General features: G+C 72.3%; 23 protein-coding genes. 21 read left to right on the top strand and 2 right to left on the bottom strand.

The window, feature by feature from the left end; translation table 11 throughout:
- Positions 1-6: 6 nt before the first annotated feature.
- Positions 7-1,824: a hypothetical protein gene (locus VMV22_03390; protein HUY21364.1), complete on the top strand. Its 1,818-nt coding sequence runs from the start codon at positions 7-9 to the stop codon at positions 1,822-1,824.
- 18 nt (positions 1,825-1,842) lie between these two features.
- Here the strand turns inward: VMV22_03390 and VMV22_03385 are convergent, their stop codons facing one another.
- Positions 1,843-3,195: a geranylgeranyl reductase family protein gene (locus VMV22_03385; GenBank protein HUY21363.1), complete on the bottom strand. Its 1,353-nt coding sequence runs from the start codon at positions 3,193-3,195 to the stop codon at positions 1,843-1,845.
- 126 nt (positions 3,196-3,321) lie between these two features.
- On the opposite strand from VMV22_03385, the gene ndhC reads away from it, so the two are divergent.
- The 20 genes from ndhC (at position 3,322) to VMV22_03285 (ending at position 24,632) form a co-directional block, all read left to right on the top strand.
- A complete protein-coding gene (ndhC, locus tag VMV22_03380) occupies positions 3,322-3,777 on the top strand; it encodes an NADH-quinone oxidoreductase subunit A (GenBank protein ID HUY21362.1) in 456 nt (151 codons plus the stop codon).
- A gap of 17 nt (positions 3,778-3,794) precedes the next feature.
- Positions 3,795-4,349 (top strand): NADH-quinone oxidoreductase subunit B family protein, encoded by a 555-nt coding sequence (locus tag VMV22_03375; protein ID HUY21361.1) that lies wholly within the window; start codon positions 3,795-3,797, stop codon positions 4,347-4,349.
- The gene (locus VMV22_03370) at positions 4,346-4,912 is read left to right on the top strand and encodes an NADH-quinone oxidoreductase subunit C (protein HUY21360.1); all 567 of its coding nucleotides are present in this window, start codon (positions 4,346-4,348) and stop codon (positions 4,910-4,912) included. Before VMV22_03375 ends, VMV22_03370 begins: the two co-directional genes overlap by 4 nt.
- Positions 4,909-6,246, top strand: a complete 1,338-nt coding sequence (locus VMV22_03365) for an NADH-quinone oxidoreductase subunit D (protein ID HUY21359.1) — start codon at positions 4,909-4,911, stop codon at positions 6,244-6,246. The genes VMV22_03370 and VMV22_03365 overlap by 4 nt, the downstream gene beginning before the upstream one ends.
- On the top strand, positions 6,243-6,875 hold the full coding sequence (locus tag VMV22_03360; GenBank protein HUY21358.1) for an NAD(P)H-dependent oxidoreductase subunit E: 633 nt from the start codon (positions 6,243-6,245) through the stop codon (positions 6,873-6,875). Before VMV22_03365 ends, VMV22_03360 begins: the two co-directional genes overlap by 4 nt.
- A complete protein-coding gene (gene nuoF / locus VMV22_03355; GenBank protein HUY21357.1) occupies positions 6,875-8,179 on the top strand; it encodes an NADH-quinone oxidoreductase subunit NuoF in 1,305 nt (434 codons plus the stop codon). The genes VMV22_03360 and nuoF overlap by 1 nt, the downstream gene beginning before the upstream one ends.
- Positions 8,172-11,009, top strand: a complete 2,838-nt coding sequence (nuoG, locus tag VMV22_03350) for an NADH-quinone oxidoreductase subunit NuoG (protein HUY21356.1) — start codon at positions 8,172-8,174, stop codon at positions 11,007-11,009. Before nuoF ends, nuoG begins: the two co-directional genes overlap by 8 nt.
- Before the next feature lie 16 nt (positions 11,010-11,025).
- Complete coding sequence (nuoH, locus tag VMV22_03345) at positions 11,026-12,216, top strand: NADH-quinone oxidoreductase subunit NuoH (GenBank protein ID HUY21355.1); 1,191 nt, start codon at positions 11,026-11,028, stop codon at positions 12,214-12,216.
- Entirely contained in the window at positions 12,216-13,004 is a 789-nt protein-coding gene (nuoI, locus tag VMV22_03340; GenBank protein ID HUY21354.1) for an NADH-quinone oxidoreductase subunit NuoI, read from the top strand. Before nuoH ends, nuoI begins: the two co-directional genes overlap by 1 nt.
- Complete coding sequence (locus VMV22_03335) at positions 13,004-13,738, top strand: NADH-quinone oxidoreductase subunit J (protein ID HUY21353.1); 735 nt, start codon at positions 13,004-13,006, stop codon at positions 13,736-13,738. Before nuoI ends, VMV22_03335 begins: the two co-directional genes overlap by 1 nt.
- Entirely contained in the window at positions 13,735-14,040 is a 306-nt protein-coding gene (nuoK, locus tag VMV22_03330) for an NADH-quinone oxidoreductase subunit NuoK (protein ID HUY21352.1), read from the top strand. The genes VMV22_03335 and nuoK overlap by 4 nt, the downstream gene beginning before the upstream one ends.
- Before the next feature lie 83 nt (positions 14,041-14,123).
- Positions 14,124-16,052 (top strand): NADH-quinone oxidoreductase subunit L, encoded by a 1,929-nt coding sequence (gene nuoL / locus VMV22_03325; GenBank protein HUY21351.1) that lies wholly within the window; start codon positions 14,124-14,126, stop codon positions 16,050-16,052.
- Entirely contained in the window at positions 16,049-17,635 is a 1,587-nt protein-coding gene (locus VMV22_03320) for an NADH-quinone oxidoreductase subunit M (protein HUY21350.1), read from the top strand. Before nuoL ends, VMV22_03320 begins: the two co-directional genes overlap by 4 nt.
- Positions 17,632-19,281: an NADH-quinone oxidoreductase subunit N gene (locus tag VMV22_03315; GenBank protein ID HUY21349.1), complete on the top strand. Its 1,650-nt coding sequence runs from the start codon at positions 17,632-17,634 to the stop codon at positions 19,279-19,281. The genes VMV22_03320 and VMV22_03315 overlap by 4 nt, the downstream gene beginning before the upstream one ends.
- Before the next feature lie 156 nt (positions 19,282-19,437).
- A complete protein-coding gene (locus VMV22_03310) occupies positions 19,438-20,436 on the top strand; it encodes an EAL domain-containing protein (GenBank protein ID HUY21348.1) in 999 nt (332 codons plus the stop codon).
- A 77-nt stretch (positions 20,437-20,513) separates the two neighbouring features.
- On the top strand, positions 20,514-21,074 hold the full coding sequence (locus VMV22_03305; GenBank protein ID HUY21347.1) for a sigma-70 family RNA polymerase sigma factor: 561 nt from the start codon (positions 20,514-20,516) through the stop codon (positions 21,072-21,074).
- Between the two features lie 25 nt (positions 21,075-21,099).
- Positions 21,100-21,348, top strand: a complete 249-nt coding sequence (locus VMV22_03300; GenBank protein HUY21346.1) for a hypothetical protein — start codon at positions 21,100-21,102, stop codon at positions 21,346-21,348.
- Complete coding sequence (locus tag VMV22_03295) at positions 21,338-22,675, top strand: fibronectin type III domain-containing protein (protein ID HUY21345.1); 1,338 nt, start codon at positions 21,338-21,340, stop codon at positions 22,673-22,675. Before VMV22_03300 ends, VMV22_03295 begins: the two co-directional genes overlap by 11 nt.
- Positions 22,669-23,289: a type II secretion system protein gene (locus tag VMV22_03290; protein ID HUY21344.1), complete on the top strand. Its 621-nt coding sequence runs from the start codon at positions 22,669-22,671 to the stop codon at positions 23,287-23,289. Before VMV22_03295 ends, VMV22_03290 begins: the two co-directional genes overlap by 7 nt.
- Positions 23,283-24,632, top strand: a complete 1,350-nt coding sequence (locus VMV22_03285) for a hypothetical protein (protein HUY21343.1) — start codon at positions 23,283-23,285, stop codon at positions 24,630-24,632. Before VMV22_03290 ends, VMV22_03285 begins: the two co-directional genes overlap by 7 nt.
- Positions 24,633-24,656: 24 nt before the next feature.
- Here VMV22_03285 and VMV22_03280 read toward each other — a convergent pair.
- Positions 24,657-24,945, bottom strand: a 289-nt coding sequence (locus VMV22_03280) for a hypothetical protein (GenBank protein ID HUY21342.1), incomplete at its 5' end; no start/stop codon positions are given.

The raw sequence follows: 24,945 nt of genomic DNA, 5'->3' as shown, positions 1-24,945 counted from the left end.
AGCGCGATGGGACCTTTCGGCGGGGGGAGCGGGGGCCTTCGGTTGGACGACGTCGCTCTGGAGGGTGAGACGCCGGAGGGGACGGCAGTCGTCGGCCACCTTTCCGTGATCGTCGACGCCGGCGGGATCACCGTGTTGGGTCCGGCCCCGGGCGCACGGCGCACGGTGGGGTGGGACCGGATGTCCTCCATCGAGCTCGGTCCCGCGGCGACGCTCCCGGGAGAGCGGCCGGTGAGCTCGTTGCGGTTCGTCCTCGACGGGCGGCCGCTGCGCCTCCTGCTTCCTTCCGGGCTCGGTGACGCCTCTGTCGCCGCGCCACCTCCGGTGGAGGACGACACCGTCGTCCCGCCCGCACCGGCCCCGGTTCCCGAGGACAGCGCTGCCCCCGTCCCTGCCGCACCCGCTGCCTTCGCCGAGCCCGTCGCCGTCGCCGAGCCGGTGGCCGTCCCCGCCGAGCCCGTCGCCGTCGCCGAGCCGGTCACCGCCCCGGTACCCGTCGCGCCGGTGCCGGCCGTCCCCGGGGCCGCGCCCGTCGTCGCTGTCGACATGGCCGATCCCAACATGGAGGCCGTCACCCTCCTGGGCACGACCCTGTCGGGCCGGTCGGACGCCGTCGTCGGGCTCGCCCCGGCCGCGCCCTTCGCCCCCGGGCCGGTCGTCGAGCCCTCCGAGGCGGACGTCGTCGCCGAGCCCGATCCGGAGGTCGTCCCCGCTGTGTCGGCGGGCCCCGTGGACGTCGTCGACGAGGTCCGGGAGGCCGCCGGGGAGGTCCGGGAGGCCGCCGGGGAGGCCCATGGCGTGGAGGTCGGCCCGGTCGGCCCGGTCGGCGCGGTCGGCGCGGTCGGCCCGGTCGGCGCGGTCGGCGAGGTCGGCGAGGTCGGCGAGGTCGGCGAGGTCGAGGAAGCCGACGCCGTCGACGGCGAGGACGACGACTGGACGCCGGCGTCCCGCACGGCACGCGGCGTGCCCTACCGCCGGCCCGGTGCGGCCCGCCGCCAACCCCTGACACGGGGGCGGCGCGTGTTCCGGGTGGCCCTCGTCACGATCCTCGTCGGCCTGCTCCCCATCGCCGCGGGCGTCTGGTACCTCCACGTGGGGGGCACCACACCACACGCCGCGGGCGCGCCCAAGTCCGATGCCGCGCTGGCCGCCCGGGTGGGCATCCAGCGCGGCGACCTTCCCGGGTGGACGTCCGAGATGGTTCGGACGGGCAACGTATTCGCCGCCGGGGCCACCACCCAGGGGGCCGCCGCCCAGCACACGGCCGCGCAGGCCTCCACCGTGCTCGCCCGCTGCCTGCGCGTGCCGGTGTCGGCGCTCGACGGCGCGCTCGGCACGGGCGGCGCCGACGGCCGCACCGCGGAGGTCGGCTCCCGCACGTACAACGATCCCGCCGGCAACGGCGGCGCCGTCAGCTCGCTGGTCGACGTCGTCGCCTCGGTGCAGGTCCAGCAGGCCGACGCCCGGGTGTTCCAGGACCCCGGGCTCTTCGCCACCTGCTACCAGCCCTTCGTCCAGGCGATGCTGCCCTACGTGCCGCGCCGCGGGCCGGGGTCGGGCACCTTCGTCACCGCCACGGTGCAGCCGCTCGTGGTCCCGGTGCCCTTGGCCGACTCGGGTGTGCAGGTCGCCGCGTTCCAGATCGCCCGGATCGGCAACGTGAACGGCCAGACCGTGACGACCGTCACCACGGCGATGGCCGTGTTCGGCGGCCGGGTGCAGGCGACGATGGCATCCGTCAGCAACTTCGTCTTCCCCATCGACGCGCAGACCACCGTCCTCCGGGACATCGAGGCGAGGGTGGTGGGTGTGGACCTGCTGTGACGCCCCGCCCGGGGCGGTTCAGCCGGGCGTCGACCGGGCGACGGCGAGGAGCGCCTGGTAGGCGATCTCGGCCGGGCCGAGCTCGTCGGGGTGCAGCAGGTTGGCCATGATGCGCATGAGCCAGCCCATGAGGCTGGTGGAGTGCATGCCGGCGCCCACGCACACCCGCATGAGCTCGGGCCTGCTGATCACCTTCACGAACTCCCGGGCGATCTTGAAGTAGAGGCCGTAGGCGGCCTGGAGCTGGGACTCGTAGTCGACGAGGGCGTGGACCCCCTCGCCCGACAGCGCCCTGGCCACGCAGGCCGCCGCCAGCCGGCCGGTCTCGTAGGCGTAGGCGATGCCCTCGCCGTTGAACGGGTTGATGGTGCCGGCGGCGTCGCCGGTGACGAGCACGTTGGGGCCGATGCGGGGCCGCACCGACAGGCCCATCGGGAGCTTCCCGCCGGTCGGCGGCCCGCACAGCGTCGCCGTCGACAACCCCCACGAGGCGGGTGCCCAGTCGATGAAGGCGTCCATCAGGTGGGTGGTGTTGATCCCCTTCCACCGGCCGTCGACGGTCAGGATGCCGACGCCGGCGTTCACCCGCCCGTCGCCGAGGGGGAAGACCCAGCCGTATCCCGGCACCACGGCACCCGAGGCGTCCCGGATGTCGAGATGGGACTCGATGAAGGCGTCGTCGTGGCGCGGGGAGCGGAAGTAGCCCCGCAGGGCCATCCCCAGGGGGTACTGGCGGTCGCGTGACGTCCCGAGGGCGCGGCCGAAGCGCGAGTTGGCGCCGTCGGCGACCACGACGTAGCGGCCCCGCACGGCCTGGGTCCGTCCCGAGTCGCGGTCGAGCACGTTGGCCCCGGCGCAGCTGGGCAGCACCTCCGAGCTCGTCCCCACCCCGCCGACGGTGCCCGCCGTGGCCGGGTCGAGGATCGGCCCGATGGCCTCGGCGCCCTCCCACACGGTGGCCCCGGCCTTGGCGGCCCGCTCGGCGACGAGCTGGTCGAGGTCGTGGCGGGTGATCACGTACCCGTAGGGGGGGAACGAGGGGTGATCGGGCCACGACAGCTCGAGCGAACGCCCGTAGGCGCAGGCGCGCAGGCCCTCGTAGCGGTGTGCCCCGGCCAGGGCGCCGGCCAGGCCCATGTCGTTGAGCTGGCGCACCGACCGCGGCGTGAGGCCGTCGCCGCAGGTCTTCTCCCGCGGGAAGTGCTTCTTCTCGACCAGCGCCACGTCCCAGCCGGCGTCGGCCAGCCAGTAGGCGCACGCCGCGCCCGAGGGTCCGCCCCCGACGACGACCACGTCGTGGAGGTGGCCGTCGTCGACGGTCACCGGGCGAGCCGGAGCGCTCCTCGTGGCGGGGGTCGCGGAGGGTGTCACCGGCTAGATCGTAGGTGCCCGCGGGTCGCCCCGACACCCGCTCGCCGGGGCGGCGCCGAGGCCTCCCGGCGCGCCGATTGCCAATGTGCCCGTGCGCAGGGTGCCGTGGTAGAACCGCAAGCGGTCATGAGCGCCTACCTGCCGATCTTTCTGCTCTTCGTCCTGGGCGTGCTCTTCGCCGGCATGTCGTTCCTGGCGTCGGGCCTCCTGGCCCCCCGGAAACGACCCACCGCGGCCAAGCTCGCGCCCTACGAGTGCGGGATCATCCCCGACCGCGAGCCACCGCAGCGTTTCCCCGTGCGCTTCTACCTCGTGGCCATGATCTTCATCATCTTCGACATCGAGATCGTGTTCCTCTACCCGTGGGCGGTGATCTTCCGGCAGCTGCGCACGTTCGGCCTGATCGAGGTCCTCGTCTTCGCCGGCGTCGTGTTCGTGTCGTTCCTCTACCTCGTGAGCAACGGCGCCCTGAACTGGGGACCGGCCAAGCGGCTCCGTCCGGCCATGCCGGAGCGCACCACCGCATCGACGATCGCCCGCGTGGGCCCGGGCCCGGGCCCGGACGCCGGCCGGGCCGCGTAAGCGGGCGTGAGGGCGGCATGGGACTCGAGGACCTCCAGCACAATTTCCTGACCGGCCGGGTCGAGGACCTGGTCAAGTGGGCGCGCCGCAACAGCGTGTGGCCCGTGACCTTCGGGCTGGCGTGCTGTGCCATCGAGATGATGGCCGTCGGCGCCGCGGACTTCGACATCAGCCGGTTCGGCATGGAGGTGTTCCGCGCCTCGCCCCGCCAGGCCGACCTCATGATCGTGGCCGGGAGGGTCTCGCAGAAGATGGCCCCGGTGCTCCGGCAGGTCTACGACCAGATGATGGAGCCCAAGTGGGTCATCTCGATGGGCGTGTGCGCCTCGACGGGCGGCATGTTCAACAACTACGCCATCGTCCAGGGCGTCGACCAGATCGTTCCCGTGGACGTGTACGCGCCGGGCTGCCCTCCGAGCCCCGAGATGCTCCTGCATGCCATCCTCACCCTCCACGAGAAGATCCGCACCGGGGAGATCACGCGCCGGCCCCCGTCCGCGCAGAGCCCCGAGGAGCTCGCCGGCTGGGTCCCCGAGCGCCCCGACGCCGTCCGGCTGGGGACGCCGCGGTGAGCGCGCCGACCGCGGCGCAGGAGCAGGCCGGGTCCGCCGGGCCGTCCGGGCCCGCCGGGCCGTCGGAGTCCGCCGGGCCGCAGGAGCCGGCGCTGCCGGGCGTGGCCCGCGCCACGTCGCCCGACGGGCACGACATCGTGTTCCCGTCGCGTGCCGGGTACCACGACGCGGTGGCGGCCCACCGGGCGGCCGGGTTCGAGATGCTCGCCGACCTCACCGCCGTCGACTACCTCGGGCACCCGGGGCGGGCCCTGCCCGACGGCGTGGCCGCCGAGCGCTTCGAGCTGGTGGTGGCGCTGCTGTCGGTGTCGCAGCCAAGGCGGGTGCGCGTGCGGGTGCAGGTGCCCGAGGACGACGCCGTGGTGGCGTCGCTGTGGGACCTCTACCGCGGCGCCGAGGCCATGGAGCGCGAGGCCTTCGACATGTTCGGCATCTGGTTCACCGGGCACCCCGACCTCACCCGGATCCTCATGCCCGAGGACTGGGAGGGGCACCCGCTGCGCAAGGACTTCGGCGTGGGGCGGGTGCCGGTGCAGTTCAAGCAGGCCCCGGGCCCCCGATGACGCCGCACACCGGGTCCTCCCTGTCGTCGGAGACCTTCGAGGGCTCCCAGGAGCTCGGGGACCGCGGCGCCACATCGCCGGCGGAGCTCGGGCGCGAGGCCGGGTCGGTGTTGCGGCTCCCCGAGGGCACCGGGGTCGACGTCTCGGACCTCGACGTGGAGTACCCCGACGACGAGACCATGATCATCAACATGGGCCCGCAGCACCCGTCCACCCACGGCGTGCTGCGCCTCATGATGGAGCTCGACGGCGAGACGGTGCTGCGCACGAAGCCGATCATCGGCTACCTCCACACCGGCATGGAGAAGACGGGGGAGGGGCTCACCTACCAGCAGGGCGCCACCAACGTCACGCGCATGGACTACCTGTCGCCCCTCAACAACGAGCTCGTCTTCTCGCTCGCCACCGAGAAGCTGCTCGGGATCGAGATCCCGCCGCGCGCCGTGTGGATCCGCATGCTGCTGTCGGAGCTCCAGCGGGTGTCGTCGCACCTCATGTGGCTCGCCACCAACGGCATGGACGTGGGCTCGACCACCATGATGATCTTCGGCTTCCGCGAGCGCGAGCTCGTGCTGGCCTTCTTCGAGAAGACGACCGGGCTGCGCATGAACCACAACTTCATCCGCCCCGGGGGGACCGCCGCCGACCTGCCCGACGGGTGGGAGGACGACGTGGAGACCATCCTCGACAACGTCACGGCGCGCCTCGCCGTCTACGACGAGCTGCTCACGGGGCAGCCCATCTTCCGCGAGCGCATGGAGGGCGTCGGCGCGCTGAGCGCCGAGGAGGCGCTGGCGCTGTCGGCCACGGGCCCCATCCTCCGCTCCACCGGCGTGGCCTGGGACCTGCGCCGGGCGATGCCGTACCTGGCCTACGACGAGGTCGTCTTCGACGTCATCATCGGCACCTATGGCGACAACTTCGACCGCTACGCCATCCGCCTCAACGAGATCCGGGAGTCGGTCCGGATCCTCCGCCAGGTGCTCGACAAGATGCCCGCCGGCGACTACCGGGTCCAGGACAAAAAGGTGACGCCGCCACCGCGCGCCCGCATCGACGAGTCGATGGAGGCGCTCATCCACCACTTCAAGATCTTCACCGAAGGGTTCAAGGTCCCCGAGGGCGAGGTCTACGTGGCGGTCGAGTCCCCGCGCGGGGAGCTCGGCTGCTACATGGTCTCCGACGGCTCGGCCAAGCCCCATCGGCTCCACATCCGGGCCCCGTCGTTCGTGAACCTGCAGAGCCTCCCCGTGATGATGCACGGCGGCCTCGTCGCCGACGCCGTCGCCACCATCTCGTCGGTGGACCCCGTCATGGGGGAGGTCGACCGATGACGTCCCCCGCCGCGGGCGGCCACCTCTCCGCCGAGGTCGTGGCGCGGGCGCGGGCGCTGATCGGCCTGTACCCGCACCCCCGTTCCGCGCTGATCCCCATCTGCCACCTGGCCCAGGAGCAGGACGGCTGGCTGTGCCCCGAGGCCATCGAGGAGATCGCCGGGCTGCTCGGCCTCGAACCGGCGGAGGTGCTGGGGACGGCGTCGTTCTACGAGATGCTGCACACCGAGCCGGTCGGGACCTACGTCATCTCGCTGTGCACCAACATCGCCTGCATGCTGCGCGGCGCCTACGACCTGCTCGAGCACGTGGAGACGTCGCTCGGGGTGCGCCCCGGCGCCACCACGGCCGACGGGATGTTCACCCTCGAGGACGCCGAGTGCATCGCCGACTGCGGGCGCGCCCCGTGCCTCCAGGTGAACCACCGCTTCGTCGGCGACGTCACCCCGGCGTCCTTCGACCGGCTGGTCGACGACCTGCGCGCCGGGCGCCTGGCGGACGAGATCCCCCCGCACGGGACCCTGGTGCGGGTGCGCCGGGCCGGGGGCCTGCGCGTCGACGACGCCACCATCCGGGCCGAGCGCGCCGCCGCCGCGGCGCGCGCCGGGGCCGGGGCGGAGGGGTCCTGATGGCGGTGACCGAGGCACCCCGGATCGTCACGTCGCGCCTCGGGCACGAGGACTCGCACACCCTGGAGCGCTACCTCGCCACCGGCGGCTACGAGGGCCTGCGCAAGGCGCTGACCATGACGCCCGCGGCCGTGGCGAGCGAGGTCGACGCCGTCAGCCTCCTCGGCCGGGGCGGGGCCGGCTTCCCGGCCGGGCGGAAGTGGTCGATGCTGCGCCAGGCGCCCACCACCTACCTCGTGGTGAACGGCGACGAGAGCGAGCCCGCCACCTTCAAGGACCACATGCTCGTCGAGCGCGACCCGCACCAGCTCATCGAAGGGGTGGTCATCGCCGCCTACGCCATCCAGGCGTCGCGTGCCTTCGTCTACGTGCGCGGCGAGTTCGCCCTCGGCCTCGAGCGCGTGCAGGCGGCGCTCAACGAGGCCTACGAGCACGGCGCCGTGGGTGCGGACATCTTCGGGTCGGGGTTCTCCGTCGACGTGGTGGTCCACCCCGGTGCGGGCGCCTACATCTGCGGCGAGGAGACCGCCCTGCTGGAGAGCCTCGAGGGCAAGCGGGGCTTCCCCCGCATCAAGCCGCCCTACTTCCCCGCCGCCATCGGGCTCTACGGCGAGCCCACCGTCGTCAACAACGTGGAGACGCTGTCCAACCTGCCGTGGGTCATGGTCAACGGCTCGGAGGCGTTCACCGCGCTCGGGGCCGGCCGCTCCACGGGCACCCGCCTCTTCGCCCTCGCCGGGCACGTGCACAACCCCGGCGTCTACGAGGTGGAGATGGTGAAGACCACCTTCCGCGACCTCGTGTACGACCCCGGCCTGGGCGGCGGGATCCCCGGCGGCCGCCAGCTGAAGGCCATCATCCCCGGCGGGGTGTCGGCCCCGTGGTTCGGGCCGGGCCAGCTCGACCTCCCCCTCGGCCAGGACGAGGTGGGGGAGGCCGGCTCGATGCTCGGGTCGGGGTCGATCGTGGTGATGGACGACTCCACCTGCGTGGTGCGGGCCGCCTGGCGCATCACGCGCTTCTTCTGGCGCGAGTCCTGCGGGCAGTGCACGCCGTGCCGCGAGGGCAGCGGTTGGCTCGAGAAGATCCTGCGGCGCATCGAGGACGGCGCGGGCCGCGAGTCCGACGTCGATCTGCTCATGGACGTCTGCGACAACCTGGCGCCCGGCGTGTCCTGGCCGCCCCAGCAGACCACCATCTGCGTGCTCGGCTCCTCCATCCCCTCCTCCATCGCGTCGGCCATCCGGATGTTCCGTGACGAGTTCCTCGTGCACGTCAAGGAGGGGGGCTGCCCCCATGGCTGACCCCGTCGCCACCTCGCACCACGCCATCTCGCAACCGGCCGACCCCGACGCCACGGTCACCTTCTCGCTCGACGGGCGCGAGGTCACGGCCCCGGCGGGCGAGTTCCTCATCGCCGCGGCCGAGCGGGCGGGGACGTTCATCCCGCGGTTCTGCTACCACCCGCGCATGAAGCCCGTCGGCATGTGCCGGATGTGCCTGGTCGAGGTGTCCGGGCCCCGTGGGGCGACGCTCCAGCCGGCTTGTTACGTCACCGTGGCCGAGGGCATGGAGGTGGACACGACCTCGGAGAAGACGAAGAAAGCCCAGGTGGGCGTGCTCGAGCTCCTCCTCGTCAACCACCCCCTGGACTGCCCCGTGTGCGACAAGGGCGGGGAGTGCCCCCTGCAGGACCAGACCCTCGGGTACGGCCCGGGCGAGAGCCGCTTCCTCGAGGAGAAGCGCCACTGGGCGAAGCCGATCCCCATCTCCGAGCTCGTGCTGCTCGACCGCGAACGCTGCATCCAGTGCGGCCGCTGCGTGCGCTTCGCCGCCGAGGTGGCCGGCGAGGCGCAGATCGACTTCCTCGGGCGCGGCGACACCGTCGAGGTGAGCGTCTTCGAGGACCACGCCTTCACGTCGTACTTCAGCGGCAACACCGTGCAGATCTGCCCCGTCGGTGCCCTCACGGCCTCGCCGTACCGGTTCACGGCCCGTCCCTGGGACCTCGACCAGGTGGAGTCGACGTGCACGCTGTGCGCCTTCGGCTGCCGCGCCGCGGTGCAGTCGTCTGCCAACCGGGTGACGCGCCTGCTCGGCATCGACAGCGATCCCCTCAACCACAGCTGGCTGTGCGACAAGGGCCGGTTCGGCTACGAGGCCGTGAACGCCGAGGACCGCCTGACGGTGCCGCTCGTGCGCGGCACCGGGGAGCGCGACGCGGCCGGCGCCGCGCTGGTGCCGGCGTCGTGGGCCGAGGCGCTGTCGACCGCGGCAGCGCGCCTGGCGCAGGTCCGGGCCGAGCACGGCCCCGAGTCCATCGGCGTGATCGGGGGGGCCCGGTTGTCCAACGAGGACGCCTACGCGTGGGCCAAGCTCGCCAAGTCGGTGCTCGGCACGGACTCCGTCGACGCCCAGCTCGCCGACGGCCTGCCCGCCGAGGTGGTGCTGGGCCTGCCCCGGGCCACCGTCGACGACGCCTGTCGCGCCCGGTGCGTGGTCGTCCTCGCCGGCGACCTGCGCGAGGAGCTGCCGGTGCTCTTCCTCCGCCTGCGGGGCGCCGCCGTCGACGGCGGGGTGCCCGTGGTCGAGCTGGCGGCGCGCTCGGGCGCCCTGGGCGAGTTCGCCACGGCGTCGCTCGCCTACCGGCCCGGCGAGGCCGCCGCCCTGGCCCGCGCCGTCGCCGCCGGCGGGGAGCGCCCGGAGTCGGTCGACGAGGGCGCGTGGGAGGCCGCACGCGGTGCGCTGGGGCGCGCCGGCGACGGGGGCGAGGGCGTGGTGGTCGTGCTCGGCCGGCCCTCGATGGCGGAGCACGCCGAGCTGGTGGCCGCCGCCGCCGCCGCCCTGGCCGAGGCGTGGCCCGCGGCGCGCTTTCTTCCGGCACTGCGCCGGGGCAACGTCATGGGTGCGATCGACATGGGCCTCGCACCGGGCCTCCTGCCGGGCCGTGTGGGTCTCGACGAGGGCCGCCACTGGTACACCGCGGCGTGGGGCTCGGTCCCCCCGGCGCGCGGCCGCGACACCACCGGCATCCTGCGGGCGCTGGCGGACGGGACCATGCACGCGCTCGTGCTCGTGGGGGCCGACCCGGTCGGCGACTTCCCCGACCGGGCCCTGGCCGAGGAGGCCCTGCGCCGCGCCGGGCTGGTGGTGGCCGTCGACGCCTTCCTGTCGTCGTCGTCGGCGCTCGCCGACGTCGTGCTGCCGACCGCCTCGGCCCACGAGCGCGCCGGGACGACGACCAACATCGAGGGCCGCGTGACCCGCGTGGCCCAGAAGCTGGTGGCACCCGGCCAGTGCTGGCCGGACTGGATGGTGGCCGTCGAGCTGGCCGAGCGGCTGAGCGCGGACCTCGGTTTCGCCAGCGTCGCCGAGATCTGGGACGAGGTCGAGCGCCTGGCCCCCTCGCACGCCGGGATCACCCGAGCCGCCCTCGACGCGCCCGGCGGGCGCGACGGCATCGTCGCCCCGCTGGCGTCGTCACCCGTGCGCATCTCCTCCAGGGCCTCGCTGGCCCCCTTCGACCCCGTGGCCACGCCCGGCATCGAGGCCGTCGAGATCCAGGGGGCTCCGCCGCGCGCCGGGTTGGCCGAGCCCCTCGGCGGCGACGACGGCAACGGCGCCGGCAACGACGACGGCAACGGCGCCGGCCATGGCGACGGCAACGGCGCCGGCAGCGCCGCCGCCCGCCCCCGGCCCTTGCAGTGGCCCCAGCCCGTGGACGCCCCGCACGTGCCCGCGCCCGACAGCTACTCGCTGCGCCTCGTGGCGCCGCGCCACCTCTACGACGGGGGCGTGTTCGTGGAGGCGTGCGCCTCGCTCGCCGCCCTGGCGCCGCCGGCCACGGTGCAGGCGAACCCGTACGACCTCGACCGCCTCGGTGTCACCACCGGTGAGCGCGTGCGCGTGCGCTCGGCCCGTGGCGCCCTCGTCCTGCGGGCGGTCGCCGACGACGGCGTCCCGCGCGGGGTGGCCTCGATCGGCTTCAACCTGGCCGCCACCGCGGCCGCATCGGACGGGGACGGCGCCACCGCCGGCACCGCCGGGGAGGCTGCGGCGACCGTCTTTGCGGGCGCGTCGGCGCTGATCGACGCCGGTGACCCCGTCGTCGACGTCCGGCTGGAGACGCTGTGACGGCCGGGAGCCGGTGATGGGACACCTCCTCGCCCTCGGCGACCCGCTGTTCGCGCACGGCGTGCACTGGGTCGAGCTGCTCATCGTCGTCATCAAGGTGCTGGTCGCCTTCGGTGCCCTGCTCGTCTCGGTCATGCTCATGATCTGGTTCGAGCGCAAGATCATCTCGGACATGCAGGCCCGCATCGGCCCGAACCGCGCCGGCCCGTGGGGCCTGCTGCAGACGCTCGCCGACGGCATCAAGCTGTTCTTCAAGGAGGACCTCCTCCCCGAGCGCGCCGACAAGTTCGTGTTCAAGCTGGCCCCCTACCTGTCGATCCTGCCCGCCTTCCTGGCGTTCGCCATCGTGCCGGTCGGGGGCCTCGTGACGGTGTTCGGGCACACGTTCGAGCTGCAGGTCGCCGACCCGCCCATCGGGATCCTGTTCCTGCTGGCGATGTCGTCGGTCTCGGTCTACGGCGTCATGCTGGCGGGCTGGTCGTCGGGCTCGAAGTACCCGCTGCTCGGATCGGTGCGCGCCTCGGCGCAGATGATCTCCTACGAGGCCGCCCTGGGGATGACGGTGACGATGGTGGTGCTGCTGGCGGGGTCGCTGTCGACCCGGGCCATCGTGGACGCCCAGTCCCACACGTTCATCGGGAGCTGGTACCTGATCCGCACCGGCATCCTTCCCTTCTTCCTTTTCATGATCGCCATCACCGCCGAGCTCACGCGCCCGCCGTTCGACCTGGTGGAGGCGGAGCAGGAGCTCGTGGGTGGCTTCAACACCGAGTACTCGTCCATCCGCTTCGCCCTCTTCTTCATGGCCGAGTTCATGAACGTCATCACCATGTCCGCCATCGTGGTGACGCTGTTCCTCGGCGGCCCCGACGGGCCCACCGCCCACGTGTTCATCCTGTCGTGGCTGATCCCGGTGGCCTGGTTCCTCGGCAAGACCCTGATCTTCCTGTTCGTCTACGTGTGGCTGCGCGCCGCCCTGCCGCGGCTGCGCTACGACCAGCTGATGGACCTCGGCTGGAAGGTCCTGATCCCGCTGTCGCTCGGGTGGGTCCTCGTCCTGGCGGCGTTCCTGGTGGGACGGTGGTGGGGGGTGGGCGTGATCGTGGCGCTCGTCGTCGCCGGCGGCCTGCTGCTGCGCTCCATCGTGGTCGGGGCGGGCGCGGGCGGCACCACCGAGGAGATCGACGCGCCCGAGGTGGTGTCCTGATGGGGTTCCTCGACGGGCTGCGCGACGAGCTGAGCTTCCTCGGCGGGTTCAAGGTGACCCTCCAGCAGATGGCGCGCACCCGCGTCACGTGGCAGTACCCGCTCCAGAAGAAGCCGAAGCCGATCCGCCAGCACGGGCGCCACGTCCTCAACCGCTACGAGGACGGTATGGAGAAGTGCATCGGGTGCGAGCTGTGCGCCGGGGTGTGCCCGGCCGACTGCATCTACGTGCGCGGCGCCGACAACGTGCCGTCCGACCCGGTCTCGCCGGGCGAGCGTTTCGGCTTCGTGTACGAGATCAACTATCTGCGCTGCATCCACTGCGACATGTGCGTGGAGGCGTGCCCCACCGAGGCCATCACCGAGACCAAGCTCTTCGAGTTCTCCTTCACCAACCGGGCGGACGCCATCTACACGAAGGACGAGCTGCTCGTCGACGACGACGGCCGGCCCCGCCGCCTGCCGTGGGAGGACTGGCGCGAAGGCGACGACCTGCACACTTCGGGCTGGATGCGGGCGACGTCGCCGTCGGGCGTGGCCGCCTACGAGGGCCGCGTGCAGTGGTCGGGGGAGCTGGGGTACGGCGTGCGCGCCCCGGAGGGCGGCCAGAGCGCCAACCGTGACGACGTCGCCACCGGCAACCGGCAGCTGCGCGACACCTTCTCGGCCCACCTCGACGACATCGACCGCAATCCCGACCAGCAGGGGGCGCGCGGCGTGATGAGCCGCCTGCGCGACCGGGTCCAGCTGCGGACGGGCTCGCTGCGCCGCCGGAGCGACGGCCGCTGATGCTCACCGCCACGCTGGCCACCCTCGTCACCGTGCTGGGCACCGCCACCAGGGTGGACGCCTTCACCTTCGCCGTGGCCGCCGCCGTGGTCCTGGCGGGCGCCGTCGGCGTGGTGGTGGCCCGCAACCCGGTGCACGCCGCGCTGATGCTCGTCATGACCCTCTTCGGCGTGGCCGTGCTCTTCGTCGAGCAGCAGGCCAACTTCCTGGCGGCCGTGCAGGTGATCGTGTACGCCGGCGCCATCGTCGTGCTCTTCCTCTTCGTGATCATGTTCCTCGGCGTCGACCGCGAGGAGAACGTGGCCGAGGAGCCCCTGCGGGCCCAGCGGCCCCTGGCCGTGGGGCTCGTGGTGCTGGCCCTCGCCGGCCTGCTGCTCATGGGGATCGGCGCCCACTGGTCCGTCGGCGCCCGGTCGGTGGCCGGCCCCGCCCGCGGCCAGGCCGGCGGGGACGTGGCCGCCCTGGGGCGCTCGGTGTTCACGACCTATCTGTTCGCCTTCGAGGTGACCTCGGCGCTCCTGGTGATCGCCGTGGTGGGCGCCGTCGTCCTGGCCCGCCGGCCCGGAGGGGCGTCGGGCGCGCCCGTGGACGAGGCCGACGACGTCGTCGGGGCCGTGCCCACGCCCATCACCGGCTCGGGCGCCGACGGCGCGGCCCCGGCCCCGGCGCAGGCGGAGGAGCTCTTCGTGGCGGGCGGCTCGTCGGGCGCCGACGCCGAGGAGCCGGCGTCGTGAGCCTCGCCGGTGGCTGGTACCTCGGGTTGGCCGCGGTGGTGTTCTGCATCGGCGCGCTCGGCCTGCTGGTGCGGCGCAACGTCCTCGTCATGTTCATGTGCGTCGAGCTCATGCTGAACGCCGCCAACCTGACCTTCGTGACCTTCGCCCGCATGCTGAACGACGTCGGGGGCCAGGCGCTCGTGTTCTTCACCCTGGTGGTGGCGGCGGCCGAGGTGGTCGTCGGCCTCGGCATCGTCGTCGCCATCTTCCGCCGCCGCCGGACCGCCACCGCCGACGACCTCCACATCATGCGGGGCTGACCGCCCGCCATTCGACTTCGACAACCAGTCCCCGACCACCAGCCCCCGACCACCAGCCCCCGACCGAACCGGACCCGATCACCATGCTCCACGCCGCCTACCTGCTGCCGCTGCTGCCGCTCGCCGGCTTCGTCGTGCTCGCGGCCGCCGGGCGCCGGCTGGGCGATCCCTGGGCCGGCTGGCTGGGCACGGCCACGGTGGCGGGGTCCTTCGTGGTGGCCTGCGTGGTCTATGCCGGGCTCGTCTCGCGGGCGGCCCCGTTCCGGTCGTTCACGCAGGACCTGTTCACGTGGATCCCGGTGGGCGGGCTGCAGGTGAAGGCGGCGCTGCTCGTCGACCCGCTGTCGATGACGATGGCGCTGTTCGTGACGGGTGTGAGCGCGCTCATCCACCTGTACTCCATCGGCTACATGAAGGGCGATCCCGACTACCCGAAGTTCTTCCTCTACCTGAACCTCTTCGTGGCGTCGATGCTGCTGCTCGTGCTGGGCAACAACCTCCTGTTCACCTTCGTGGGGTGGGAGGGCGTCGGGGTGTGCTCCTACTGGCTGATTGGCTTCTGGTTCGGGCGCGACAGCGCGGCCAGCGCGGGGAAGAAGGCCTTCATCTACAACCGCCTGGCCGACGTCGGGTTCCTCATCGCCGTCTTCCTCGTCTTCTCCAAGACCGGGACCCTCGACTACACCGGGATCTTCTCCCACCTGTCCGCCATCGGCGGCGGGACGGGCACGGCGGTGTGCCTGCTGCTGTTCGGGGCCGCGGCGGGGAAGTCCGCCCAGCTGCCGCTGTTCCCGTGGCTGGCCGACGCCATGGAGGGCCCCACGCCGGTGTCGGCCCTGATCCACGCGGCGACCATGGTCACCGCGGGCGTCTACCTGATGTGCCGTATCAGCCCCGTCCTCGCCCAGTCGCACACCGCCCAGCTGGTGGTGGCCTCGATCGGGGCCACCACCGCCTTCGTGGCCGCCACCATCGGCTGCGCCCAGAGCGACATCAAGAAGGTGCTCGCCTACTCGACGGTGTCGCAGCTCGGGTACATGTTCCTGGCCGTGGGGACCGGGGCCTACGAGGCCGCCATCTTCCTCATGGTCGCCCACGCCTTCTTCAAGGCGCTGCTCTTCCTCGGGGCGGGATCGGTGATCCACGGGCTGCACGACGAGCAGGACCTCAAGAAGATGGGGAACCTGCGGCGGTTCATGCCGCTCACGTTCGCCACCTTCGCCGTGGGCTGGCTGGCCATCGCCGGGATCCCGCCCCTGTCGGGCTTCTTCGCCAAGGGGGACGTGCTCGACAACGCCTTCGCCCGGTTCCCGGTCCTGTGGGTCGTGGGCCTCGTCACCGCCGCGCTGACGGCCTACTACATGACCCGGCTGGCGGCTCTGGCGTTCTGGGGCGACGACCGCTGGCGCGCCGTGCTGGGGGCCCGCCCCTCGGCGTCGACGTCGGCACCCGACGCCCACGACCACGGCGGCGCCGTGCCCCACGAGGCGCCGCCGGTGATGGCGCTCCCGCTCGTCGTGCTGGCGGCGCTGGCCCTCGTCGGCGGCCTGCTGCACCTGCCGTGGCACCCGAGCTGGGACCCGCTCGGGTGGTTGCGCCCGGTCTTCGGCACCGCCCTGTTCGACGCCCACCAGTCGTCGGGCACCCGGTGGGCCCTCGGCATCGTCGACTCGGTGGTGGCCGTGACGGGGCTGGCGGTGTCCTTCCCGCTGTGGTCGCGCCGCCCCGACGCGCCCGCGCTCGAGCCCGCCGTGCTCCGGCGCGCCTACTTCCTCGACGACGTCTACGACGCGCTCATCGGCCGCCCGGGCCAGGCGTTCGCCACCTTCTGCGCCACGGTGGTCGAGGCCAGGGTCATCGACGGCGCCGTGAACGGCGTGGGCCGGCTGGCGCGGGCCACGGGGGGCGGGCTGCGGCGGGTGCAGACCGGCTTCGTCCGCCAGTACGCGCTGGGCATCGTGTTCGGCCTGGTCGTCCTGCTCGCCTGGATGGCATCGAGGGCGTGGTCATGACGCACGACGGCGCCTTCCCCTTCCTCACCGTGCTCATCCTGCTGCCCGCGGGCGCGGCCCTCGTCGCCGCGCTCGTGCCGTCCTCGCTGGGCGAGCGCGGCCAGCGGCTGGCGGTGCAGGCCGTGGGCCTGGCCGGGTCCCTCGCCACCCTCGCCCTCGCCATCACCGTGGCCGTGCGCTACCGGGCCGGCGACGGCGGGTTCCGCCTCGTCAGCCAGCACGTGTGGGCGCCGACGCTCGGCATCTCGTGGCACCTCGGTGTCGACGGCATCTCGGTGTTCCTCGTCCTCATGGCGGCCCTGCTGTTCCCCCTGGCCCTCGTGGCGGGGAAGATCGACCGCCACCCGCGCTCGTTCGTGGCCTGGCTCCTGCTGCTCGAGGCCGGGTGTCTCGGCAGCTTCGTCTCGCTCGACCTGATCCTGTTCTTCCTCTTCTTCGAGCTGACCCTGGTCCCCGTCTACTTCGTCATCGCCGGGTGGGGCTTCGCCCGGCGCGCCTACGCGGCCATCAAGTTCTTCGTGTACACCTTCCTCGGCTCCGCCTTCCTCCTCGTGGGGATCGTGGCCGTGGCCTTCGTCCACCAGCGCCAGACGGGGCACCTGACGTTCGACCTCGTGGCGCTCAGCACCACCCATCTGGGGCTGGCCTCGCAGGTCCTGCTGTTCCTGGCGTTCACCGCCGCCTTCGCCGTGAAGGCCCCGATCTTCCCGTTCCACACGTGGTCGCCCGACGCCTACGCCGAGGCGCCCACCGGGGGCGCGGTGATCCTGGCGGCGGTCATGGCCAAGCTCGGCACCTACGGCATCCTCCGCTTCGACCTGACACTGTTCCCCCGGGCCGTGGTCGACCTGGCGCCGCTGCTGCTCACGCTCGGGGTCGTCGGCATCCTCTACGGGGGCATCGTGGCGTGCGTCACCCGTGATCTGAAGCGGCTGGTGGCGTACTCGTCGCTCGCCCACCTCGGGTTCGTGGTGCTCGGCACCTTCGCGCTCACGACCCAGGGGGTCACCGGCGGCGTCCTGCAGATGGTCAACCACGGCCTCGTGATCGCCGTGCTCTTCATCGTGATCGGGTGGGTCTACGAGCGGCGCAAGACGTGGCAGGCCGACGAGCTGCGCGGCCTCCAGCGGGCCGCGCCGGTGCTGGCGGCGGTGTTCACGGTGGCCATGCTGGCCGCCATCGGGCTGCCCGGGCTCAACGGCTTCGTGGGCGAGTTCCTGGTGCTCACGGGGACGTTCCTGTCGCACCGGTGGTGGGCGGTGGCCGCCACCGGTGGGGTCGTGCTGGCGGCTCTCTACCTGCTGTGGGCCTACCAGCAGGCCTTCCACCACGAGCCCGACGAGGCCAACGCCGCGGTCCGGGACCTGTCGTGGCGCGAGGTCGCCGTGGTGGCGCCGCTCGTCGCCCTCATCTTCGTGCTGGGCGTCTATCCGAAGCCCGTGCTCGACCGCATCACCCCCTCGGTCGACCGCCTCGTGCACCACGTGGAGGGGTCCACGGGCACGCACCAGCCGACGGTGGCCACGAACGGGCCGGCCCCGGTGCGCGTCAGCGGATCGGCGACGTCGGGGAGGGTGCCGTGACCACGCTGCTGGCGGCGGGCCTGGCCGTCCCGAAGATCGCCTACCTGTCGATCCTCCCCGAGCTCGTGCTCCTGGGCGGGGCCGTCGTGATCCTGGCGGCGGCGTCGCTGCAGCGCCGGCCCATGGACCCCACCACGGTGACGGGGATGACCGTGGCCACGTCCCTCGCCGCGCTGGCGCTCGCCCTGGTGCAGTGGTTCGACGTCGTCAACCACGGGGCGCACGTGTCCATCGACTCGGCCGTCGTCGAGGACGGCTTCAGCGCCCTGGTCGCCGTGCTGGTGTCGTGCGCGGTGTTCCTCGCCGCCCTGGTCGGCGACGGCTGGATGCGCCGCGAGCACGCCTGGGGCCCCGAGTTCCACGTGCTCATGCTGGTGTCGGCGTCGGGGGCGATGATCATGGGCGCCGCCAACGACCTCATCGTGGTGTTCCTCGGGCTCGAGATCCTCTCCATCGCCCTCTACGTCCTGGCGGCCATGAACGCCCGCCGGGCCGAGTCGGGCGAGGCGGCGCTCAAGTACTTCGTCCTGGGCGCGTTCTCCTCGGCGGTGTTCCTCTACGGCGTGGCCCTGGTCTACGGGGCCACGGGGTCGACGAACCTGCCCCAGATCGCCTCCTACCTGGCCAACAACGTCATGCTGCACAACGGCCTGCTGCTCGCCGGGATGGCGATGCTGCTCGTGGGCTTCGGCTTCAAGGTGGCGGCCGTGCCCTTCCACCTGTGGACGCCCGACGTCTACCAGGGCTCCCCGAGCCCCGTGACGGGCTTCATGGCGGCGGTGGCCAAGGCCGGCGGGTTCGCCGCCCTGCTGCGGGTGTTCGTGTCGTCGTTCGGGCTCCTGCGCAGCGACTGGCAGCCCGCGGTGTGGGTGCTGGCGGCCATCACCCTGCTCTTCGGGGCGGTGGTGGCCCTGGCCCAGCGCGACATCAAGCGCATGCTCGCCTACTCGTCGATCAACCACGCCGGCTTCGTGCTCCTCGGCCTGCAGGTGGCCACGGCGCGCGGGATCGAGGGGTCGCTCTACTACCTGTTCGTGTACACGTTCATGGTGATCGGGAGCTTCGCGGTCGTGACCGTGGTGGGCGGGCCCGGTGACACCCGCCACGACCTCGACCGCTACCGGGGCCTCGCCGCCCGGCGCCCGTGGCTGGCGGGCTCGCTGGCGGTGCTCCTGATGGCGCAGGCCGGCATCCCCTTCACCACGGGGTTCCTGGCCAAGCTCGAGGTGATCTCGGCGTCGGTGGGCGGCCGCTCCACGGCGCTGGCCGTCATCGCCATGGTGTCGGCGGCCATCGCCGCCTTCTTCTACCTGCGGGTCATCCTCCTCATGTACTCACCCGCCCCGTCCGCGGCCCACCCGGCCGGGCACGACGGCGCCCGGGTGGCCCCGTCGGCCGCCGCCGGCGAGGCCGACGAGGCCGACGAGGCCGGCGAGGCCGGCGAGGCCGGCGTGCCGGCGGGCCTGGCGGCGGAGTCCGCCGGGACGGTCTCGGTGCTGGTCGGGCCCGACGACGACGAGGCCTCGGCCGTGCCCGTGACGGTGGCGGCTGCCATCGCCGTGTGCGTGGCGGTCACGGTGCTGTTCGGCATCTGGCCCGCGCCCCTGGTCGACTTCGCCCACAAGGCGACGCTCCTCTTCCGGTAGGGCGCCGGGGCGCTCCCGGCCCGCAGCGGCCCCCGACCTCCCGGGCCCCCCGGAACCACCCCCGGGCGGCCCGGTCCCGTCCCGAGGCGCGCTCAAGGACCGGGGTCCCTCCGCCGATGCCATACCTGTGACTACAAGGACCGCCGGGCAGTCGTCGTGAGGGCACGACCCGAACTCGGCCTCGACGGCGAGCCCGAGCTCGTCTTCCAGCCCGCCGTCGACCTCGCCACCGGTCGCCTGCTCGGCTTCGAGGCCCTGCTCCGCTGGAACGACCCCGACCTGGGGCCGATCCCCCCGAGCGTCCTCATCCCGTGGGCGGAGTCCAACGGCCACATGGTGGAGCTCAACGCCTGGGTGTTGTCCGAGGCCTGCGCGGCGGCGGCGTCCTGGCAGTCGGACCTCCAGCTGGCCGTGAACTGCTCGGTGTTCCAGCTCCGCCAGCGCGAGGCGGCCTCCGCGGCGGCCGCCGCGCTCGAGGAGTCGGGGCTCAACCCCGACCGGCTCACCATCGAGATCACCGAGACCAGCGTCACCGACGACGGGGCGGCCGCCGACTTGCACGCCATGTCGCGCCTCGGGATCCAGCTGACGGTGGACGACATCGGGTCGGACTGGTCGACGATCGAGAGCATGGGGCAATTCTCCATCAACACCATGAAGATCGACGGCACCCTCATCGAGGGCCTGGCGGACCCCACCGGCGTCAGCCGGGCCATGGTGGAGACCATCGTGCACGTCAGCCACTCGCTCGGCATCTGCACGGTGGCGGAGAGCGTCGAGACCGCCAAGCAGGTCAAGATCCTGCGGGAGCTGGGGGCCGACGTGGGCCAGGGGTACTTCTTCGCCCCTCCACTGGCAGTCGAGGACGCCCTCACCCTGACGACGATGGAGCCGCTGCCGGTGTTCCCCCTGTGGTCGATCGGCGGGGACGACGACGGGGACGACGACGGCGGCGCCGACCTCGACGGCGGCGCCTTCACCTCTCCGGGGATCGCCGCCGAGGTCATGGACGCCCTCGACTCACTGCCGGGCACCGCCGAGCACGCCGGGGAGAGGGCCATCGACGACGACATCCACATCGAGTCGAGTGACGTCTCCCTGGTGAGCAAGCGCGGCAAACTCCTGGCCTCGTTCCGACGGGGCAAGTCGGCCTGACCGGTCCGGGCCCCGGCTCGCAGGACCGCCCGGCATCGGGGCTTCATCAATGGCCGCCCTCTGCCGATTACTACACGGTGGAATCGCTGACGAGCGTGGTGGGCGCTGCACAGGAGGGCAGCGAGGAGGCGTTCTCGTGCCTGTTCCGGGCGTTGAACCCCCAGATCCTGCGCTACCTCCGCCACCACGCCGGCGCGGCGGCCGAGGACCTCGCCGCCGAGACGTGGTTGGCCGTGGCCAACGGGTTCGACCGGTTCGCGGGGGACGACGGGGACTTCCGCTCCTGGCTGTTCTCCATCGCCCGCCGCCGCGTCGTGGACCACTTCCGGCGTGAGCACCGCCGGCCGAGGACCGTCGCCCTCGGTGCCGTCGACGCGGTAGCTCCGGGCGGCGACTTCCAGGCCGACGTGGTGGGAGCGATGTCGGCCGAGCGGGCGGTCGAGATCCTGGTCCGGGACCTGCCTGCCGACCAGGCCGAAGTCGTGGTGCTGCGCGTGGTGGGCGGCCTCGACGTCGACGAGGTGGCGAGGATCCTGGGCCGCACCCCGGGGTGGGTACGGGTGGCCCAGCACCGGGCGCTGCGCCGCATGCGGGAACGCCACGACCACCGGGAGCTCCGTCTCGCTGTAACGGCCTGACGCCGGGGGGCGATACCAGGAGATGATGCCCCTGTGCCCGCTCGACCGCGACGTGGCGCTCGCCCCCGACGTCGCCGACGCCCTCCTCGAGGGCCGGCTCGGCGAGGCCGACGCCCCTGACGGCTTCGGGCACGTCGCCGTGCTGGTGCGGGCGGCCAGGATGCCGGCGACCGCGGACGAGCGGGCGATCGGTCACCGGCTGGTGGCGGCCTGGACGCACGTCCGCCGGGCGGGCGCGGCCGGGATCCCGAGGAGGCACTCCGGTGGGCGCTAGGCAGCCCACCCGCCGTCCGGGGCGGACGTGGCGCGTCGGCCGGCGCGGCGACGAGGGCCAGAGCCTCCTGGAGGTCGTCATGGCCCTGGGAGTCCTCAGCATCGTGCTGCTCCCGTTGGCGAGCGTCTTCTACTGGGGGGCCACCAACTCCGCCTACAACCGTGAGTACGGCGACGCCATCGCCATCGCCAACGGCTTCCTGGCCAAGGCGAACGCCATCAGCTACGCCAACCTCGGCTTCTACGAGAACCAGTTCGGCACGCCACCGCAGACGGTCCCCGGGTACAACGGCCAACCCGGTGTCGACCTGGGCGCCACCCCGACGGCCCCGGCGACGGCCCAGGTGCCCACCGGGACCCAGTTCAAGCAGGTGGGCACCGTCGTCTTCTCCGAGGTGACGCACATCGTGTGGGTGGACGGCTCGGGCGGGAACGCCTACGCCTACAAGCAGGTGTACGCCGTGGTGTCGTGGTCCGAGGGGGGCCACAACGTCTCGGCGACGCAGAACATCCTCGTGTACCCCGGGGGCCTGGGCAAGTACACCGGCCCACAGGACACCCCGCCGTCGGGCACGACCGGTGCTCCCGACAACGTGGCGGGCCTGTCGGCGTGCCCCGGCGGTCCCGCCGACGTCTCGCCGTGCGTCCCCGTGGACCCGGCCGGAGAGGTGACGGTGAACCTCGTCTGGACCGCTCCTGTGGACCCGACGGGGTTCTACGACGTGGTCTGGGCGCCCGACCCCGGCGGGCAATTGGCGCTGGTGACGCCGGACACATCGGGCACGTCGGGAGCGTGGGAACTGCCGGGATCGACGGCGAGCGGCTCGATCGCGGGGACCGCCACCAGCTTCACGGTGACGGGACTGGCGCCGTCCACGAAGTATTGGTTCGAGGTCGTGGGCTTCTCGTCCGACGGGACGATGTGGGCGACCTCACAGACCTGGGTGAGTGCCACGACCCTCACACCCCCGGTCCAGTCCTGTGTCCTCAACACCCTGACGGTCAGCCAGCCCGGTCAGCTTTCGGGGCAGGCCACCGTGAAGAAGACCAACTTCCACCTGACGAGCGCCATGTCCCTGACGGTGACCTACTCGGGATCGTGCACCAGTGGCGCTGACACCGTCACGGTGGCCGCCACGTCGAACGGCGCCGATCCCGGGTCGCCGTACACCCTCACGTGGGGGTCGACCCAGTACGCCGACACGGTGTGCCCGGCCGCCGGGTTCACCACGGGCACGCACCTCTACACGGTCTCGCTCAACGGTTCGCCGACGAGCCTCTGGGCCCAGGTGTCGTTCGCCACGACCAACGGGTCGGCGGCATGCTGAAGACCCTGGGCTCGCGCCCGCAACGCCGGCGGGCACCGTCTTGCACCGAGCAGGGCTTCACCCTGGTCGAGTTGATGGTGGCCATGACCATCTCGATCATCCTGCTCACGCTCACGGTCACGATGGTGACGGTCTTCAGCAAGGCGGAGGCCTCGACCGTCAACAGCGCCAACTCGGCGGCGAACGTCCGCCTGGTGCTGCTGCAGCTGCAGAGCGACATCCAGTCCGCCAACCCGGTGGGAACGCTCGGGAGCGTGGCCGCCTACAACGACGAGCTCCAGCTGACGATCCAGCCGTCCAACCAGGTCATCACCTGGCAGTACAGCTACGCGACGAGGCAACTCACTCGCCAGATCGGTTCCGGCACCGCCACCGTGCAGTTGACCGACGTCACCAACGGCGACCCGGCCAGCGGCGGGATCCCCCTGTTCGGCTACTACGACCACTGCTCGATCAACCTCGTCACCCAGGCCCAGGCGACCGCTCCGAGCATCAGCGCCGCCACGACGGCCGTGCAGGTGACCTTGTCGGTCGCCAACGTCAACTCGGCGCCGTACGGGTCCACCACCACCGTTCACGTCATGAACCAGGCACCGGGGGTGAGCCGATGCTGATGAACGTGCCACCGCTCCGTCGTCCCCCGGCCCGCCGAGACCGCGAGGCCGGTTCGCTCGCCGTCGTCATGTCCATCATCTTCGTCGTGGTGCTGTTGAGCTCGGCGATGATCACCCGTGTGCTCGGCGACTTCGACAACGCCAACCTCGAGACCAAGATGGCCCAGGCCCGCGCATTGGCGCAGTCCGGGGTGGCCGACGCCTTGTTCCAGATCGACCAGGAGGGTGCGTCACCCGCCTCGTTCTGCAACGAGCCCAACAGCGGTGGCGCCTGCACCCTGAGCGGTATCCCCGGCGCACCCGGGACCGTCTACACCGCCCGGTACAGCTCGGCGAGCAACTCGTACACGGTCCTGTCCAAAGGGACGTCGCGCGGTGTCTCCTACGCGGTCCAGGTCACGATCAAGAACAGCCCCGTCATCACCAATGCCGTCTACGGAGGGGCGTTCGTCACGTTCGACGGGAACTCCACCACGGACCTGCAGGTCACCGACGCCTACGGGAACCCGGTCCCGGGCGCCACCGCCGCCATCGCCGTCGGGCCCGGAGGCACGCTGACGTGCAACGGCCCCACCGATCCCAACGCCACGTACGTCAACTACGGAGGCTCGATCTCGAAGTGCACGCCGGTCCAGAACCTCGGTCCCATCTACGCGCCCCAGCAACCCTCCCAGACCTGCCCCGCGCCACTGAACCCCTACGGCGAGCCCCCGACCCCGTGCATGCCGGCGCTCACGACCGCGTCACCCCCGGGGCCGACCCAGGCGTGCACCGCTATGAGCTCGCAGGTCACGGGAACGGATGCGACGGGTTACACGGTCACGGGCCCGGCCACCCTGGAGCCCGGGATCTACTCCTGCCGGGGTGGGCTCACCATGACCGGCACCGTCAACGTGGACTATGCCCAGAGTCCCCAGCAGAACAACGGTCAGGTGCAGATCTTCGTGTTCCCGCCCGTCGGGTCCACGACGTCCCCCAACATCGATCTCAGCGCGGCGACGGTCAACCAGTGCGAGACGATCGGATCGGGGTCGGGGATCTGCAAGGGGGGCCTCGTCGGCGACCCGACCGACCTGAAGATCTACGCCTGGGGCAGTGGTGACGCCAACCTGGGTGGCGGCTTCGCCGATGCGGAACTCTGGGCCCCGGGGATGATCCTCACGATGGACGGCACCTCGAGCTCGCTCAACTGGACGGGATCGATCATCCTGGGCGGGATCAAGGCCAACGGGAGCCCGAGCTTCAACCTGAACTTCGACGAGCGGGTGGGGAGTGAGGACCAGCAGGCGAACTGGCAGATCTCCAACTACCTGCCGACGTCGACCGGTTTCTCGATCCCGTAGGGCGGGCCCTGCCCTGCGCCCGGATCAGGTGGTGAAGAGGATGCCGAGCACGGTCACCACGACGCCGGCCGCCACGGCCACCGACGCCGTCAGCACCAGGCGTGCGTTCTGCGCCCACGCGCCCGCGCGCCCCACGGCCTGACCGGCCGCGGCGTCCCGGAGGGCGCGCCGATCGTCGGTGACCGGGCCTGCGTCGACGGGGACGGTCGCCGCCGGGGACGGCGTGGCCTCGACCTCGACCTCGACCTCGGTCGCCGTCGCGGACTCGATCGACCTGACGGGGCGCAGGGGGTCGTCGCCGGCCCAGTGTCGG

This window comes from Acidimicrobiales bacterium (assembly GCA_035531755.1).
Taxonomy (GTDB): domain Bacteria; phylum Actinomycetota; class Acidimicrobiia; order Acidimicrobiales; family UBA8190; genus DATKSK01.
This window is presented reverse-complemented; position numbering and strand designations above follow the sequence as displayed.

What these genes read in the sequence shown, in the direction of transcription:
- VMV22_03335 (HUY21353.1), top strand. Translation starts at nt 13,004, where the DNA reads ATGCTCACCGCCACGCTGGCCACCCTCGTCACCGTGCTGGGCACCGCC.
- nuoI (HUY21354.1), top strand. Translation starts at nt 12,216, where the DNA reads ATGGGGTTCCTCGACGGGCTGCGCGACGAGCTGAGCTTCCTCGGCGGG.
- VMV22_03290 (HUY21344.1), top strand. Translation starts at nt 22,669, where the DNA reads ATGCTGAAGACCCTGGGCTCGCGCCCGCAACGCCGGCGGGCACCGTCT.
- ndhC (HUY21362.1), top strand. Translation starts at nt 3,322, where the DNA reads ATGAGCGCCTACCTGCCGATCTTTCTGCTCTTCGTCCTGGGCGTGCTC.
- VMV22_03390 (HUY21364.1), top strand. Translation starts at nt 7, where the DNA reads ATGGGACCTTTCGGCGGGGGGAGCGGGGGCCTTCGGTTGGACGACGTC.
- nuoH (HUY21355.1), top strand. Translation starts at nt 11,026, where the DNA reads ATGGGACACCTCCTCGCCCTCGGCGACCCGCTGTTCGCGCACGGCGTG.
- VMV22_03360 (HUY21358.1), top strand. Translation starts at nt 6,243, where the DNA reads ATGACGTCCCCCGCCGCGGGCGGCCACCTCTCCGCCGAGGTCGTGGCG.
- VMV22_03375 (HUY21361.1), top strand. Translation starts at nt 3,795, where the DNA reads ATGGGACTCGAGGACCTCCAGCACAATTTCCTGACCGGCCGGGTCGAG.
- nuoF (HUY21357.1), top strand. Translation starts at nt 6,875, where the DNA reads ATGGCGGTGACCGAGGCACCCCGGATCGTCACGTCGCGCCTCGGGCAC.
- VMV22_03285 (HUY21343.1), top strand. Translation starts at nt 23,283, where the DNA reads ATGCTGATGAACGTGCCACCGCTCCGTCGTCCCCCGGCCCGCCGAGAC.
- VMV22_03300 (HUY21346.1), top strand. Translation starts at nt 21,100, where the DNA reads ATGCCCCTGTGCCCGCTCGACCGCGACGTGGCGCTCGCCCCCGACGTC.
- VMV22_03320 (HUY21350.1), top strand. Translation starts at nt 16,049, where the DNA reads ATGACGCACGACGGCGCCTTCCCCTTCCTCACCGTGCTCATCCTGCTG.
- VMV22_03365 (HUY21359.1), top strand. Translation starts at nt 4,909, where the DNA reads ATGACGCCGCACACCGGGTCCTCCCTGTCGTCGGAGACCTTCGAGGGC.
- nuoL (HUY21351.1), top strand. Translation starts at nt 14,124, where the DNA reads ATGCTCCACGCCGCCTACCTGCTGCCGCTGCTGCCGCTCGCCGGCTTC.
- nuoG (HUY21356.1), top strand. Translation starts at nt 8,172, where the DNA reads ATGGCTGACCCCGTCGCCACCTCGCACCACGCCATCTCGCAACCGGCC.